12 protein-coding genes and 1 tRNA gene are annotated in these 16,495 nt (G+C 68.5%); 8 read left to right on the forward strand and 5 right to left on the reverse strand.

The window, feature by feature from the left end:
• The first annotated feature begins 57 nt into the window (after positions 1-57).
• The 7 genes from ACM14_RS16470 (at position 58) to ACM14_RS16500 (ending at position 9,322) form a co-directional block, all read left to right on the forward strand.
• Complete coding sequence (locus ACM14_RS16470) at positions 58-735, forward strand: GntR family transcriptional regulator (protein WP_012204034.1); 678 nt, start codon at positions 58-60, stop codon at positions 733-735.
• Positions 732-1,688, forward strand: a complete 957-nt coding sequence (gene puuE / locus ACM14_RS16475; protein WP_065346749.1) for an allantoinase PuuE — start codon at positions 732-734, stop codon at positions 1,686-1,688. The genes ACM14_RS16470 and puuE overlap by 4 nt, the downstream gene beginning before the upstream one ends.
• Before the next feature lie 6 nt (positions 1,689-1,694).
• Positions 1,695-3,470, forward strand: coding sequence for a 2-oxo-4-hydroxy-4-carboxy-5-ureidoimidazoline decarboxylase (gene uraD, locus ACM14_RS16480; protein ID WP_065346750.1), 1,776 nt, complete (start codon positions 1,695-1,697; stop codon positions 3,468-3,470).
• Positions 3,467-4,759: a M20/M25/M40 family metallo-hydrolase gene (locus ACM14_RS16485; RefSeq protein WP_012204031.1), complete on the forward strand. Its 1,293-nt coding sequence runs from the start codon at positions 3,467-3,469 to the stop codon at positions 4,757-4,759. The genes uraD and ACM14_RS16485 overlap by 4 nt, the downstream gene beginning before the upstream one ends.
• A 403-nt stretch (positions 4,760-5,162) precedes the next feature.
• Positions 5,163-6,650: a nucleobase:cation symporter-2 family protein gene (locus ACM14_RS16490; protein WP_013803717.1), complete on the forward strand. Its 1,488-nt coding sequence runs from the start codon at positions 5,163-5,165 to the stop codon at positions 6,648-6,650.
• 185 nt (positions 6,651-6,835) lie between these two features.
• Entirely contained in the window at positions 6,836-9,133 is a 2,298-nt protein-coding gene (locus ACM14_RS16495; RefSeq protein ID WP_012204029.1) for an NADP-dependent malic enzyme, read from the forward strand.
• 101 nt (positions 9,134-9,234) lie between these two features.
• Positions 9,235-9,322 (forward strand) — tRNA-Ser (locus ACM14_RS16500).
• 107 nt (positions 9,323-9,429) lie between these two features.
• Here the strand turns inward: ACM14_RS16500 and ACM14_RS16505 are convergent.
• From ACM14_RS16505 to ACM14_RS16525, 5 genes are all read right to left on the reverse strand, one after another.
• Complete coding sequence (locus ACM14_RS16505) at positions 9,430-10,407, reverse strand: VOC family protein (protein WP_065346751.1); 978 nt, start codon at positions 10,405-10,407, stop codon at positions 9,430-9,432.
• Between the two features lie 76 nt (positions 10,408-10,483).
• Complete coding sequence (locus ACM14_RS16510; RefSeq protein ID WP_017405613.1) at positions 10,484-11,320, reverse strand: fumarylacetoacetate hydrolase family protein; 837 nt, start codon at positions 11,318-11,320, stop codon at positions 10,484-10,486.
• 90 nt (positions 11,321-11,410) lie between these two features.
• Positions 11,411-12,526 (reverse strand): porin, encoded by a 1,116-nt coding sequence (locus tag ACM14_RS16515; RefSeq protein ID WP_084027394.1) that lies wholly within the window; start codon positions 12,524-12,526, stop codon positions 11,411-11,413.
• Between the two features lie 145 nt (positions 12,527-12,671).
• On the reverse strand, positions 12,672-14,351 hold the full coding sequence (locus ACM14_RS16520; protein WP_065346752.1) for an FAD-dependent monooxygenase: 1,680 nt from the start codon (positions 14,349-14,351) through the stop codon (positions 12,672-12,674).
• Between the two features lie 16 nt (positions 14,352-14,367).
• A complete protein-coding gene (locus tag ACM14_RS16525) occupies positions 14,368-15,336 on the reverse strand; it encodes a tripartite tricarboxylate transporter substrate binding protein (RefSeq protein WP_065346753.1) in 969 nt (322 codons plus the stop codon).
• A gap of 227 nt (positions 15,337-15,563) precedes the next feature.
• Between ACM14_RS16525 and ACM14_RS16530 the strand changes: the two genes are divergently transcribed.
• A complete protein-coding gene (locus ACM14_RS16530) occupies positions 15,564-16,481 on the forward strand; it encodes a LysR substrate-binding domain-containing protein (protein ID WP_065346754.1) in 918 nt (305 codons plus the stop codon).
• Positions 16,482-16,495: the final 14 nt, after the last annotated feature.

A 16,495-nucleotide genomic window follows, 5' to 3' on the forward strand; every position in this document is an offset into this window, starting at 1 on the left:
ATAAGCAGTAGACAGAAACTGTATACAACTCTTGTGACCAGCCGCTATGATGGCTGAATGGAGACTTCCACCACCAGTTTCATTGTCGAGAGCCTGACCCGGGCCATCGTCGAACACCGTCTTCTGCCCGGCACCAAGCTGGCCGAGCAGAAATTGGCAGACCATTTCGGCGTCTCGCGCACCCTGGTGCGCCAGGCGCTGTTCCAGCTGTCGCAAAACCGCCTGATCCGGCTCGAACCCGCGCGCGGGGCCTTCGTGGCCACGCCCTCGGTGGACGAGGCGCGCCAGGTCTTCGCCGTGCGCCGCATGCTCGAAGCCGAGATGGTGCGCGCCTTCATCGCCCAGAGCACGCCGGCCAAGATCCGCGCGCTGCGGCAGCACGTGGCGGCCGAGAAAAAGGCCATGGACGGCAACGATGTCGGCCAGCGTACCGAGCTGCTGGGCGACTTCCACGTGCGCATGGCCGAGCTCATGGGCAACGAGGTGCTGGCCCAGCTGCTGGGCGAACTGATCTCGCGCTGCGCGCTGATCACGCTGATGTACCAGTCCAGCACGGCCGCCGAGCACTCCCATGACGAGCATGCCGAAATCGTCACGGCCCTGGCCGGCGGCGACGCCGACCACGCCGTGCAGCTCATGCAGCAGCACCTGGACCACGTGGAAGCCGGCCTGACCTTCGACCGCGACATGCCGACCAGCGATCTTTCGATGGCCCTTTCCTCCGTATCCGCATGACCTACGACGCCACTGCCCCCTATCCCCGCGACCTGATCGGCTACGGCCGCACTCCCCCGCACGCCCGCTGGCCAGGCCAGGCCCGCGTGGCCGTGCAGTTCGTCCTCAATTATGAAGAGGGCGGCGAGAACTGCGTGCTGCACGGCGACGCCGCCAGCGAGCAGTTCCTGTCCGAAATGTTCAACCCGGCCGCCTACCCCGAGCGCCACATGAGCATGGAAGGCATCTATGAATACGGCTCGCGCGCAGGCGTCTGGCGCATCCTGCGCGAGTTCGAGAAGCGCGGCCTGCCGCTGACCGTGTTCGGCGTGGCCACGGCCCTGCAAAAGCACCGCGAGCTGGCCCAGGCCTTCGACGAGCTGGGCCATGAAGTGGCCTGCCACGGCCTCAAGTGGATCCACTACCAGGGCGTGCCCGCCGAGGTGGAACGCGCCCACATGCAGCAGTGCATGGAGATCTTCGGCGAGCTGTACGGCCACGATGGCGACCACGGCCTGGGCTGGTACACGGGCCGCGACAGCCCCAACACCCACCGCCTGGTGGCCGACGACGGCCGCTTCGCCTACGACAGCGACTACTACGGCGACGACCTGCCCTTCTGGATGAAGGTCGGCAAGAGCGACGGCAGCACCCGCAGCCAGCTCATCGTGCCCTACACGCTGGACTGCAACGACATGCGCTTTGCCCTGCCCCAGGGCTACTCGCACGCCGACCCGTTCTTCCAATACCTGAAGGACACGTTCGACGCCCTCTACGCCGAGGGCGATCCGGCCGGCGATGACTCCCCCAAGATGATGAGCATTGGCATGCACTGCCGCCTGCTGGGCCGCCCCGGCCGCATCACGGCACTGCAGCGCTTTCTGGACCACATTCAGCGGCACGACAAGGTCTGGGTCTGCCGCCGCATCGACCTCGCGCGCCACTGGGCGCACCACCATCCCGACAAGGAATAACGCAGCATGGCTCTGACGCTGGAACAACTCAATGCCGCCGACCTGGCCACCGCCGCCAGTCTGCTGGACGGCCTCTACGAACACTCGCCCTGGATTGCCGAGGCCGCGCTGGCCCAGCGCCCCTTCCGCTCGCTGGCACAGATCAAGTACGCCATGGCCCAGGTGCTGGACAAGGCACCCGTGCAGGCCAAGCTCGACCTGATCCGCGCCCACCCGGAGCTGGCCGGCAAGGCCATGGAGACCAACACGCTCACGGCCGAATCCACCAACGAGCAGAACAAGGCGGGCCTGACCCGCTGCACGCCCGAGGAGCTGGAGCACATCCGCAAGCTCAACGCCGAGTACGGCAAGCGCTTCGGCTTTCCCTTCATCCTGGCCGTGCGCGGTCCGCGCGGCGCGGGCCTGGCCAAGGCCGAGATCATCGAGACCTTCGAGCGCCGCCTGCACAACCACCCCGACTTCGAGCTGGGCGAGGCGCTGCGCAACATCCACCGCATTGCCGAGATCCGCCTGAACGACAAGTTCGGCTACACGCCCGAGCTGGGCAACGATGTCTGGGACTGGCAGGAAAAGCTGGCCCAGCACAGCGACCCCGGCTATGCCGAAAAGGGCCAGCTCACCGTCACCTACCTGACCGATGCCCACCGCGCCTGCGCCCAGCGCATCAGCCACTGGATGCGCGACTGCGGCTTCGACGAGGTCGAGATCGACGCCGTGGGCAACGTCGTGGGCCGCTACAAGGCGGCCACCGAGGACGCCAAGACCCTGCTGACCGGCAGCCACTACGACACCGTGCGCAACGGCGGCAAGTACGACGGCCGCCTGGGCATCTTCGTGCCCATGGCCTGCGTGCGCGAGCTGCACCGCCAGGGCAAGCGCCTGCCGTTCCACATCGAGGTCGTGGGCTTTTCCGAAGAGGAAGGCCAGCGCTACAAGGCCACCTTCCTGGGCTCGGGCGCACTGATCGGCGACTTCAGGCAGGAATGGCTGGAGCAAAAGGATGCCGACGGCATCACCCTGCGCGAGGCCATGCAGCACGCCGGCCTGTGCATTGACGACATTCCGAAGCTGCAGCGCGATCCGGCCCGCTACCTGGGCTTCATCGAAGTGCACATCGAACAGGGCCCGGTGCTCAACGAGCTGGACATCCCGCTGGGCATCGTCACCTCCATCAACGGCAGCGCGCGCTACATCTGCGAGATGATCGGCATGGCCAGCCACGCCGGCACCACGCCCATGGACCGCCGCCGCGATGCCGCCTGCGGCGTGGCCGAGCTGGCGCTGTACATCGAAAAGCGCGCCGCGCGCGACGGCACCTCGGTGGCCACCATGGGCCAGCTCAATGTGCCCAGCGGCTCGGTGAACGTGGTTCCCGGCCGCTGCCAGTTCAGCCTGGACCTGCGCGCGCCCACCAACGAGCAGCGCGACGCCATGGTGGCCGACATCCTGGCCGAGATCGAGGCCATCGCCCAGCGCCGTGGCCTGCGCTACAGCACCGAGCTGGCCATGAAGGCCGCCGCCGCCCCCAGCGCCCCCGAATGGCAGCAGCGCTGGGAAGCCGCCGTGGACGCCCTGGGCGTGCCCCTGTACCGCATGCCCAGCGGCGCCGGCCACGACGCCATGAAGCTGCACGAAATCATGCCCCAGGCCATGCTGTTCGTGCGCGGCCTGAACGCCGGCATCAGCCACAACCCGCTGGAAAGCTCCACCGCCGACGACATGCAACTGTCCGTCGATGCCTTCTCCCACGTACTGAACCAGCTGGCCCAAGAGCAGCAATGACCGACATGAACCAAGACAAGCAAGCCACCTACGCCGCCCTGGACGCCTGGATCGACCAGCATTTCGATGAAGAGGTGCAATTCCTGCAGGCCCTGGTCCAGGTTCCGACCGACACCCCGCCCGGCAACAACGCACCCCACGCCGAGCGCACGGCCGAGCTGCTCAAGACCCTGGGCTACGAGGCCGAGAAGCACACCGTGCCCGAGGCCGACGTCAAGGCCTACGGCATGGAGTCCATCACCAACCTGATCGTGCGCCGCCCCTACGGCAGCGCAGGTGACGCCGGCGGCGGCCTGACCATCGCGCTGAACGCCCACGGCGACGTGGTGCCGCCCGGTGAAGGCTGGACCCAGGACCCCTATGGCGCCGCCATCGAAGACGGCAAGCTCTACGGCCGCGCCGCCGCCGTGAGCAAGAGCGACTTCGCCACCTTCACCTACGCCGTGCGTGCGCTCGAAGCCGTGGCCCGGCCCTCCAAGGGCGCGGTGGAACTGCACTTCACCTATGACGAGGAATTCGGCGGCATCCTGGGCCCCGGCTGGCTGCTGGCCAACAACCTCACCCAACCCGACCTGATGGTCGCGGCCGGCTTCAGCTACGAAGTCGTCACCGCCCACAACGGCTGCCTGCAGATGGAAGTGACCGTGCAGGGCAAGATGGCCCACGCCGCCGTGCCCCACACGGGCGTGGACGCGCTGCAGGCCGCCGTGGTGCTGATGAATGCGCTGTACGCCGAGAACACCAAGTACCAGCAGGTGACCTCCAAGGTGCCGGGCATCAAGCACCCCTACCTGAACATCGGCCGCATCGAAGGCGGCACCAACACCAACGTGGTGCCCGGCAAGGTCGTGCTCAAGATCGACCGCCGCATGATCCCCGAGGAGAACCCGGCCGAGGTCGAGGCCAGCATCCGCGCCGTCATCGCCCAGGCCATTGCCGACTTCAACGCCAAGGGCGGCTACACGGGCGAGGATGCCGTGCGCGTGGACATCAAGCGCCTGCTGCTGGCCAATGCCATGACGCCGCTGGCGGGCAACAAGCCCCTGGTGGACGCCATCCAGGCCCATGGCGAAGCCGTGTTCGGCGAAAAGCCCCCGGCCGTGGGCACGCCGCTGTACACCGACGTGCGCCTGTACGTGGAGCGCGGCATTCCCGGCGTGATCTACGGCGCCGGCCCGCGCACCGTGCTGGAGTCCCATGCCAAGCGCGCCGACGAGCGCCTGGTGCTGGAGGACCTGCGCCGCGCCACCAAGGTCATTGCGCGCATGCTGTGCGACCTCACGGCCTGACCGCCTGACGGCCCGCATCAAGGCACGACACCCAAGCCCGGCGCCGCCGGGCTTTTTTGCGCCCGGGCACCGCATCGGGGCACATGCACCGCCGCAGCCCATGCCGTGCGCCAGAGCCGCGCACGAGCCGCGCCCAAGCCGCGCCAAGCCGCGCGGTAGCGGCCGCCAGGCACCAGCACGGTGCCTGGTGCTTGCCAGGCGGCTGGCATCCATCTTGCAATGCACCATGGCACTCCCGCCCTGGCAGGCGATGCGCACCAAAACGGGTTGGCGCGACTGCCGCAACAGGGTTTACCGGGAGCAGAAATTTCCCATGATCTGTATACACTTTTTGTATGGATGTTGGCGCCGAACCCTGCCACGCCGGCGTCCGTTCCCATAAATCCCGAGGAGACAAATCCCCATGCAATCTTCCGTTCATCCCGTCGATGAGATGCTGCCCGCAGGCAAGCTCACGGCGCTGGGCCTGCAGCACGTTCTCGTGATGTATGCGGGCGCCGTGGCTGTGCCCCTGATCGTCGGCCGCGCACTCAACCTGCCGCCCGAGCAGGTGGCCCACCTGATCTCGGCCGACCTGTTTTGCTGCGGCCTGATCACGCTGATCCAGGCCATGGGCGCGACCCAGTGGTTCGGCATCAAGCTGCCCGTGATGATGGGCGTGACCTTCGCCAGCGTGGCGCCCATGGTGTCCATGGCGCAGAGCACGGGCGGCTCGGCGGGGGCGGGGCTGATCTTCGGCTCGGTGATCGGGGCGGGGATCGTGTCCATCCTCATCGCCCCGCTGATCAGCCGCATGCTGCGCTTTTTCCCGCCCGTGGTGACCGGCACCATCATTGCCGTCATCGGCATCAGTCTGATGCGCGTGGGCGTGAACTGGATCTTCGGCAACCCCGTCGGCCCCACCGCTCCCAGCGTGCCCAACCCCGAGCACCTGAAATGGCTGGCCGACGCCCAGGCCACGGCCGGCGCGCCGGGCTCCTCGCTGCCGCCCGTGCCCAAGGGTTTCGCGGTCGTGCCCACCATTCCCAACCCCAAGTACGGCGACCTGACCGGCGTGGGCATCTCGGCCATCGTGCTGCTGTCCATCCTGCTGATCGCGCGCTTTGCCAAGGGCTTCCTGGCCAACGTCTCGGTGCTCATGGGCATCCTGATCGGCGGCGTGCTGTCCGTGGCCATGGGCCTGATGGACTTCAGCAAGGTCGCCAAGGCCGAATGGTTCACGATGGTGCTGCCCTTCGAGATCGCCACGCCGGTGTTCGACCCCATCCTCATCCTCACCATGAGCCTGGTGATGGTGGTGGTGATGATCGAGTCCACCGGCATGTTCCTGGCCCTGGGCGACATGACCGATCGCAAGATCAGCCAGGACGAGCTGACGCGCGGCCTGCGCACCGACGGCCTGGGCACGCTGATCGGCGGCATCTTCAACACCTTCCCCTACACCAGCTTCTCGCAGAACGTGGGCTTGGTCGCCGTCACCGGCGTCAAGAGCCGCTGGGTCTGCGTGGCCGGCGGCGTGATCCTGATCGTGCTGGGCGTGCTGCCCAAGATGGGCGCCCTGGTCGAGTCCCTGCCCACCGTGGTGCTGGGCGGCGCGGGCCTGGTGATGTTCGGCATGGTGGCCTCCACCGGCATCCGCATCCTGAGCAACGTGGATTTCCAGACCAACCGCAACAACGCCATGATCGTCGCCGTGTCCATCGGCGTGGGCATGATTCCGCTGGTGGCGCCGAATTTCCGCCAATGGATGCCCCACGGCATTCATCCGTTGATCGAATCCGGTATCCTGCTGGCCTCGATTACCGCGGTGGCATTGAACATTTTCTTCAACGGAGCCAGCAGCGATACCTCTGCTGCCGTCCGGGCCGCACGCCAGGCAGACGCCCACTGATGAAACAGTGCCCGCCCTGGCGGGCACGCCCAACAATCGCCCGGCCTACCCGCCGGGCTGTGCGCCCCCTGCCGTCCATAGGCGCCAGGGGGCTTGTTGTCGAAATCCCTGAGGCAAAACTGTCCTGACCCTCATAGGCTGTAGCTATCCGGTAAGCTCCGAGAGCATTTGCAGAGAATTCCTGTATGACCCAAAACCTGTCCAACGCCGAACAAGCCCTGCGCGACGCAGCCCGCGAATACCATCGCAGCCCCAACAAGGGCAAGATCTCCGTCACGCCCACCAAGCCCTTGTCCAACCAGCGCGACCTGTCGCTGGCCTATTCGCCCGGCGTGGCCTACCCCTGCCTGGACATCCAGGCCGACCCCTCGCTGGCCGCCGAATACACGGCGCGGGGCAACCTGGTCGGCGTCATCACCAACGGCACGGCCGTGCTGGGCCTGGGTGACATCGGCCCGCTGGCCGGCAAGCCGGTGATGGAAGGCAAGGGCTGCCTGTTCAAGAAGTTCGCCGGCGTCGACGTGTTCGACATCGAACTGGCCGAGCGCGATCCGGACAAGCTGATCGAGATCATCGCCTCGCTCGAGCCCACGCTGGGCGGCATCAACCTTGAGGACATCAAGGCGCCCGAGTGCTTCTACATCGAGCAGGAGCTGTCCAAGCGCATGAACATCCCCGTGTTCCATGACGACCAGCACGGCACGGCCATCATCTCCAGCGCCGCCCTGCTCAACGGGCTGGAGCTGGTGGACAAGCAGATCGGCAACGTCAAGATCGCCGTCTCCGGCGCCGGCGCTGCTGCCATCGCCTGCGTGAACGTGATGGTGGGCCTGGGCGTCAAGCGCGAAAACGTCTTCATGTGCGACTCCAAGGGCGTGATCTACGAAGGCCGCCCCGGTGGCCTGGACGCCTCCAAGGCCCAGTACGCGCAAAAGACGGACGCCCGCACCCTGGCCGATGCCGTCAAGGACGCCGACGTCTTCCTGGGCTGCTCGGCTCCCGGCGTGCTCACTGCCGACATGGTCAAGACCATGGCCGACAAGCCCATCATCCTGGCCCTGGCCAACCCCGAACCCGAGATCCGCCCCGAGCTGGCCAAGGCCGTGCGCCCGGACTGCATCATGGCTACGGGCCGCTCGGACTACCCCAACCAGGTCAACAACGTCCTGTGCTTCCCCTACATCTTCCGTGGCGCGCTGGACTGCGGCGCCACCAAGATCACCGAAGCCATGAAGCTGGCCTGCGTGCGCGAAATCGCCGCACTGGCCAAGCAGGACGTCAGCGATGAAGTCGCCGCCGCCTACCAGGGCAAGGAGCTGAAGTTCGGCCCCGACTACCTGATCCCCACGCCCTTCGACACCCGCCTGATCCTGCGCATCGCGCCGGCCGTGGCCAAGGCTGCCGAAGAGTCCGGCGTCGCCACCCGCCCCATCGCCGACTACGACGCCTACCGCGAGAGCCTGACCCGCTTCGTCTACCAGACCAGCATGTTCATGCGTCCGGTGTTCGCCGCTGCCAAGGCCAACCAGCAGCGCGTGGCCTATGCCGAAGGCGAAGACGAGCGCGTGCTGCGCGCCGCCCAGGTCGCCGTCGATGACGGCCTGGCCAAGCCCATCCTGATCGGCCGCCCCGCCGTGATCGAGGCCCGCATCGCCAAGGCCGGCCTGCGCCTGGTGCTGGGCAAGGACGTGGAGATCTGCAACCCCGAGGACGATCCGCGCTTCCGCCAGTACTGGGAAACCTACCACCGCCTGATGGGCCGCAACGGCGTCACGCCCGAGACCGCCAAGGCCGCCGTGCGCCGCTCCAACACGCTGATCGCCGCGCTCATGGTCCACCTGGGCGATGCCGACGCCATGCTCTGCGGCCTCGTCGGCAAGTTCGACAGCCACCTGGCCCATGTGCGCGACGTGCTCGGCCTCAAGCAAGGCGCTGGCGAATTCGCCACCGTCAACGCCGTGATGCTGGACAGCGGCACGCTGTTCATCGCCGACACCTACATCAACGAGGCGCCCAACGCCACCGAACTGGCCGACATCGCCCGCCTGGCGGCCGAGGAAGTGGCCCGCTTCGGCCTGCCGCCCAAGGTGGCCTTCCTGTCGCACAGCAACTACGGCTCGTCCAGCCGCCCCTCGGCGCTGAAGATGCGCGCCGCGCGCGACCTGTTCGCCGCAGCCAACCCCGACGTGGAATGCGATGGCGAGATGCACGGCGACTCCGCCCTGTCCGAAGCCATCCGCGACCGCGCCCTGCTCGAGTCCTCGCTGCACGGTGAGGCCAACGTGCTGATCTGCCCCAACCTGGACGCCGCGAACATCCTGTTCAACGTGCTCAAGACCACGGGCGGCCACGGCACGACCATCGGCCCCATCCTGCTGGGCGGCGCCGCCGCAGCCCACGTGCTGACCCCCTCCGCCACCGTGCGCCGCGTGGTCAACATGACGGCCCTGGCCGCAGCCCAGGCCATCGCTGCCCGCGGCTGATCCGCGCCGCACCCAAAAAAGGCGCCCCTTCACAGGGGCGCCTTTTTTACGCCCCCTGCCCCGGCAGGAGCGGCATAAGCCCGGCTAGAATACGCAGCTTCGGAGGTTTGGGTGAGTGGTTTAAACCAGCAGTCTTGAAAACTGCCGACGGGCAACCGTCCGTGAGTTCGAATCTCACAGCCTCCGCCAGATCCTTGTATCAACCGACAGGCGGCCAAAGAGCCGGCCATGTTGCACAGCGCCCCGATGCCGCAAGGCAGCGGGGCGTTCCTGCGTCTGGGGCATTGGCTGGCGCCTCAGCGTGGCGGCTCGTGGTTGGTGACGAAGCCGGCGGGCACGTCCGGCCCCCAGACGTAGAGCGAATCCTCGGGAGGATGGTCGGCCGCAGGCCACACCGCGCCCGCCTCGACAAAGTCGATGTCGCAGGAGTACTCGGCAAAGCTGCCCCACGGATCGCGCACATAGCGAAAGAAGTTGGAGCCCAGCACATGCCTGCCCACGCCCCAGCCCTGCGCATAGCCCGCCTCGGCCATCTGCCGGGCGCCGATGCCCACGGCGTCGACAGAAGGCACGCACCAGCTGCTGTGGTGCAGGCCGGGTCCATGCGATGCGGCCAATGCCAGCAGGTGGTGGTCGCTGCCGTGCGGGCTGTGCAGGAAGGCGATGACCGAGCCCGAGCGGTCCGAGAGCCTGAGTCCCAGCACATCGGTGTAGAACGCCAGCGCGGCCTCCACGTCGGCGCAGAACAAAAGCACATGCGACAGGTGCAGCGGCCGGATCTGCGGCATGAGGCTGCGAGCCGGCGCGCGGCCGGCATTGCGGCAGGCCGGCGGCAGCACGTGCGGTGCGGGCGCCGACGGAGAGCTCTTGGCGGCTGCACGCAACTGGATGGGCACCCCGTCGGGGCTGGCGATCCAGATACCGTCGGCCTGGGCACCGGCCGGCGCAGGAATGCGTGCGATCCCCACGCCGTCGATCCGGCGCGAGAAGGCATCGAGATCGGCCGCATGGATGCCCAGGCTCAGCCACTGCAGCCGCTTGTGCGTTGCGGCCTCCAGCACCCGCGCCCAGCGGTGGGGGTGCCCGTAGGTGTGCAGCGCCAGCGCGCCGTCGATGTCGCGCACCTCGAGCCCGAAACTGGCGTAGAAATGCCGCGCCGCTTCGAGATCGGGCACGCTGAAGACAAACTCATCGATCGAATGCACGGCCGGCTGCCCGGCCGCGCCGGACGGCGTTCCAGGTGTCGTTCCAGATGGCGTGGGAAGGCTGCTCATGGTGTCCCCTCCTTTGCATGTTCACTGTGCGAAGACCGGCGGGCAGCGCCACGCGGCCGGTGGGCGGGCGAGGCCATCACCGCACCCGCTGGAGCTGCCGCCCAAGAACCCCGCCGTCCAGCGTCATGACATCGCCGGACTTCAGGAAGCGGGGCGGCTTCATGCCCAGGCCGACACCTGCGGGCGTGCCGGTGATGACAAGGTCGCCGGGCAGCAGCGTCATGAACTGGCTCAGATAGGACACGAGACAGGCCACCGGAAAAATCATGTCTGCCGTGCTGCTGCGCTGCATGACCTCGCCGTTGACGGACAGCGTCAGTTCGATGGCCTGGGGGTCAGGCAGCTCGTCGGCCGTGACCAGCCACGGCCCGACCGGGCCGAAGCCATCGAAGCTCTTGCCCTTGCCCCATTGGCCGTTGCGCTTGATCTGCCAGTCACGCTCGGAGATGTCGTTGGCCAGCAGGTAGCCGGCCACATGCGCGAGCGCACCTTCCACGGGGATGCGGCTTGCGCGCGTGCCGATCACAAAGCCCAGTTCGATCTCCCAGTCGGTGGCAACCGACGCTTCGGGCAGGCGCACCTCGTCGTCCGGCCCGGCCAGCGATGAAAGCGCCTTGTGAAAGACCACGGGCTCCTTCGGAATGTCGAGACCCGACTCCTCGGCATGCCGCCGGTAGTTGAGCCCGATGGCAACGAACTGGCGCGTGCCGGCGACAGGGGCGCCCAGGCGGCTGCCATGCGCCACCAGCGGCAACCGCTGCAGATCGACGGCGGCCAGCGCGGCCAGCCTGCCGGGCGCCATCCACTCGGGCGTGAAATCGGGCACCAGGTCCGACAGGTCGCGCGCCTGGCCTTGGGAATCGATGGCGCCGGGCTTCTCGCAGCCGCTGGCGCCGTGGCGTATCAGTTTCATGGTCTGTCTCCTGGAACGGGAAGTGGAAAGTGGGAAGTGGGAAGGAAATGGATCGGGACGCGGACGCGGGCCCTGCATGCGGGTTGAGCCTCAGAAGCTATGCCGCACGCCGGCAGCGAAGCCGTTCTGCGAACGCCCGGGAGCGGGCGCGGCGCCTGGCGCCGCATTGCTGACCGACAGCGCAAGTGCTCCCTCGTTGGACAGATGCCCTGCGGTCGCATACAGCGTGGTGCGCTTGGACAGCGAATACTGGGCCCGCAGGGCAAAGAGCCGGGCCCCGTCGTCGCTTCGCCTGAAACGCAGATCCAAGGCCTGCGCGTCGAGGGTCAGGGCCGGTGTGGCAGCGAAACTGGCGCCCAGATACCAGAGATCGCTGCGTGGCGCGTCGGGACGGCCGTCGTTGTGGCGGGCAATGACCCCGGCGCCGAGCTTCCATGCTCCCCAGCGCACCCATCCCGCGGCGGTGGAGCGACGGTCCTTGCGCGCGCTGCTGGTCAGGCCTGCGAAGGCGCCGGGGCCTCCACGGATTTCGTCGACGGCCAGCGCGATGCCCCAGGCCCTGGCCTCGTACTTGAGCATTGCCGACCATTGCCGGCAGGCGCTGGAGTCGCCCGGCTGCTCGCCGGGGCAGTTGGTTCCCGCGGGACCGGGGCCCGCATTGACGGCATCACGCCCCAGGCTGTAGGTCGCGCCGACGGTGAAGCCGCCAAGGCCGGCACGCCACGCAAGCGCGTTGTCCGCGCGCGCATTGGGCAGGTAGCTGTCCAGCGAGGCCGCACCGTAGGCATTCGGGCCGAGGATGTCCGCATCGAGCTGGGACCAGTACAGCATGGTGTACTGGCGCCCCAGTGTGAGGCTGCCCCAGTCGCCGGACAGGCCGACGAAGGCCTGGCGCCCCCAGGCGCGCCCGCCCTGGTTCAGCACGCCCGCGTCGAGCGCCAGGCCCTGCTCCATCGTGAACAGGGCACGCAGGCCGCCGCCCAGGTCCTCCGAGCCGCGCAGGCCGATGCGCGACGGCACGCTGCCGGTGAGGCCCGGCATGCGGTTCAGCGAAGCGCCTCCCTGGCCCACATCGGTCAGGTGCTCGACGGATGCATCGAGCAGGCCATAGAGCGTGACGCCCTGGGCCAGGGCGGGTGCCGAGGGCACGGCAGCAGCACCGGCCAGGCATAGCGCGGCGCGAACAGGAAAGGAGGGGTGTGGCATGTTGTCTCCTAAAAGTGATGGATGTCGGCAGGGACGGCGAAAGCGCAGACTCAGGCGCAGGCCGGCGTCCCCCGGCCGGACTGGCCAGGGTCACGAAAGCGCAAGGCCGGACGGCCCGGGGAGCAGGCGGCCGGATGGGCCGGGGCTAGCTGCGCCCCACCGGCGGGGTGCGATGGCCCAGCGCCAGCGCCATGACCTCGGTCGGCGGCGCCGCACCATCGCCGCGCCAGGCGATGTGGTGGTCCGGGCGGATCAGGACGCGGTCGGCGCCATACAGCGCACGCGTCTGCCCGTCTTCGCTCCTCACCACATCCAGCCGGATGCCGTATTGCGCAGCAGCCTGCCTCCAGGGCTCCAGCCCGTCCGGGCCGTCCGGGCCGTCCGGGCCGAATGCAAGCAGTGTGAAATCGCGTCCGAAGTCATCGAGCAGGGACCGGTCCGGCCCCGTTGCCACATGCGGAGCGCGCGTGCCGGGATAACCTCCAGGCAGGTAGCGATTGGGCTCGTCCGGCGGGGGCTCGGCCAGCTCCCGGGCGACGACGGGGCTGTCGGCATAGCGCAGGCCCAGTTGCAGCCCCGGGATGTTGAACTCGCGTGCCACATGCTCCGAAAGTGCCTGCCCGAGCGCATGGCGGGCGCCGTCGCCCGCAGGCCCCTCCTGCTCCACTGCGGCCGTGACCGGCAGGCATCCGATGCTGTCGGCCATGCTGCGTGCAAAACTGGTGTTGCGCTGGGCGATCGGCCGCCGCTCGGCCTCATAGCTGTCCAGCAGCGCCGGGCCGGCCGCCCCCTGGATGGCCGCCGCCAGCTTCCAGCCCAGGTTCACGACGTCGTCCACGCTGGTGTTGTAGCCCATGCCGCCCGTGGGCGTGAACAGGTGCGCCGCATCGCCGGCGATGAACATCCTGCCGTGCCGCAGGCGCTCGGCCACCAGGGCATAGCCCGCGTTCCAGGGGGTCAGCGCGATCAGCTCGTGCGCAAAAGGCCGGCCGACGACGGCCTGCAGCGCCTGCTGCGGATGGAAATCGGCAGGCTGGGTGCCTTGGGGCAGCTGCACGATCAGCACGAACCGGTCCACGCCGTCGATGGCGCACAGCAGGCCGCGCTGCCCGGGACCGACGGCCCAGTACTGCCAGGCCCTGGGCTTGCCGATCAGCCCGTACAGACCGGGAGCGCGGAAGTAGATGGACATCATCTGGCCGCCCAGGAAGTCCCGCCGCTCGCTGCCATGGCCTGCGTAGACGACGCCCATGGCCTGACGGACCAGGCTGCGCGGCCCGTCGCAGCCGACCACATAGGCGGCCTGAAGCAACTCGGTACGGCCCGTGTCCGGCTCGCGGCATTCGATCTGCACTGCGCAACCGGTGTCCTGCACCGCCTCGGCCCTCAGGCCAAAACGCAGCACGGCGCTGGCATGGCGTTCGGCCTGCGCCCTGAGCACGGGCTCGATGAACATCTGCTGCGCCCGATGCGGCAGCTCGGGCGTCGGCCAGGCCTGTTCCCCGTAGTCGCCATAGGCCGTGCCCAAGGCGGCCTCCTCGGCCGAGGGAATGCGAAAGCGCGCCAGCTCGGGCCCCGTGAGCCGCGTGCAATAGACGACGTCCTGGGGGTGAGAGGGCGGCAGCCCCAGCCTGCGCACCTGGTCGGCAAAGCCCCGGCGGCGGTAATGCTCCATGGTCCGGGACGAGGTGGCATTGGCCTTGGGCAGCGTCGGCGGCCCGCTGCGCTCCTCGATCAGCACGCACGGTATGTCCCTGCAGCCCAGCTCGATGGCCAGCATCAGCCCTGCGGGCCCTCCTCCGATGATCGCAACTTCGGTCTTCATGGCGTCTCCCCGGGGCTCAATCGACGGTCACCTTGACGCGGCGCAGCACCTCGGCATAGCGCTCGCGGTCGGCCTGCATGAGGTCGGCGACCTGCCTTGCGGGGCCGATGCTGGTGAAGAAGCCGAAACCTGCCAGGCGATCCCTGACGTCAGTCGCGGACAGGGCCCGGTTCACCGCCTCGTTGATGCGCTCGGCGACGGCCGGCGGCGTGCCCTTGGGCGCCATGAGTGCAACCCAGGTCAGCGCATCGATGCCGGCCGGGCCACCGGCCTCCTGCACGGTCGGCACATCGGGCAGCGCCGGGGAACGCTGGCTGTCCGCCACGGCAAGAAAGCGCAGCTTGCCAGCCTGCTGCAGGGGGCCGGACGTCGCAATGCTGCCGTAAGCCCAGTCCACCTCGCCCGTCGACACGGAGGCGTACAACTGCGAAGTCTCCTTGTAGGGGACATGCATCATTTCGACACCCATGGCGGTCGCGGCCCGGGCCGCGCCCAGATGCAGCGGCCCGCCCACCGCATTGGAGCCATAGGTCATGCCGGGCTTGCGCCGCGCCGCCGCCATCAGTTCGGCCAGGCTGTGGAAGGGGCTTTGCGCGCCGACCACCATAAAGAAAGCGGTCTTGTAGAGCAGCGCCACCGGCGTCAGCTCGCTTTGCGGGTCATAGGCCAGCTTGCGCAAGACCAGCGGATTGATGGACAAGTGGCCTACGTCCACCACCACCAAGTCGTTGCCCGTGGGCGGCGCGTTCTTCATCGCATTGATGGCCACCACGCCGGCCCCACCCGGCCGGGGGTCCACGACGACCGGCTGCCTCCATTGCGCCGAGAGCTTGTCGGCGACCAGCCGGGCCACCACGTCAGGGCCGCTGCCCGCGGGAAAGGCGCTGGTGATGCGCACCGTGCCGCCGGCGGCCGTCTGCGCGGCGACGGAGCCCGCCGCCAGGGTTGCCAGCGCACAGGCGCCGGCCCATTTCCTCATGCTCATGCTGCTTGTCTCCTATGGGGTCGCCGGGCTGTGCCGACGTTATGGAGGGCATGCTAGGTCTGGCAGGCCGACTGCGGCAGAGGGCAGAAACGCCTCAGCGATGCATGGCTGTTATCACTGGAGCGTTCCGCGGCGGCTCAGGCGCGGCGAAGCCCGCGTGCACGGCCTCTGCGGGAAATCCCCTGGCCTTGGCGCGCTCGGAAACGGGCATAAACACGCTCCGACCGATGCCCAAACTTCATCACCTTCGCAATTTCGTCGCCGTTGCCCGGGCACGCAGCCTGCGCAGCGCCGCCCGCAGCCTGGGCCTGACCCAGCCGGCACTGACGCGCAGCGTGCGCGAGCTGGAAGCTGAGCTCGGCGTGGCGCTGTTCCAGCGCCACGCGCGCGGGGTATCGCTGACCGTGGCGGGCGAGCGGTTCCTGCTGCGCGCGCAGGCCGCGCTCGAGGAGCTGCGTCGCGGCAGCGAGGAGGCCGCCCAGGCGCGCGGCGAAATGCAGGGCCATGTCGCCGTCGCTCTGTCCAGCGCGCCCGTGCTGTCGCTGCTGGCCCGCGCCTATGCCCAGTTCCGGCGCGACTGGCCGGATGTGCACCTGCGTTTCGTCGAAGGCCTGTTTCCGGCCGTCGAGCCGGCACTGCGCGACGGCCGGCTGGACTTCTATCTGGGCCCTCGGCCCGAGAGGCAACTGAGCGCCAGCTACCAGGTGGCCCTGGTTCACCGCAACGAGCGTGTCGTGCTGGCCCGCCGCGGCCATCCGCTGCGCACCGCCGGCAGCCTGCAGGCGCTGCTGGAGGCGGACTGGATCGTCACCGGCCTGCGCGAGCGCCGCGAGGAAGAGTTCGAGGAGCAGTTCTCCGCGCTCGGCCTGCGCAGCCCGCGCGTGGTGACGGTCGCCGAATCGTTGATGGCCCTGCTGGCCCTGCTGGCCAGCAGCGACGCCCTCGCCTTCTTGCCGCGCCAGTGGGCCGATACGCCCCTCTTCAACGGTGTACTGGAGCCCATTGCCGTGCGCGAGAGCCTGATGGCGCCCGACATCGTGCAGGTCACGCGTGCTGCGCTGCCTCTGACGCCCGCCGCGGAACGCCTGTCGACGCTGCTGCTGCGCGCGGCAGTCCACGACTTCGGCGAGCCGGCCGGCGCCTGAGCCGCAGCCGGCGT

The sequence above is a fragment of the Delftia sp. JD2 genome, assembly GCF_001682645.1.
GTDB lineage: Bacteria > Pseudomonadota > Gammaproteobacteria > Burkholderiales > Burkholderiaceae_C > Comamonas > Comamonas acidovorans.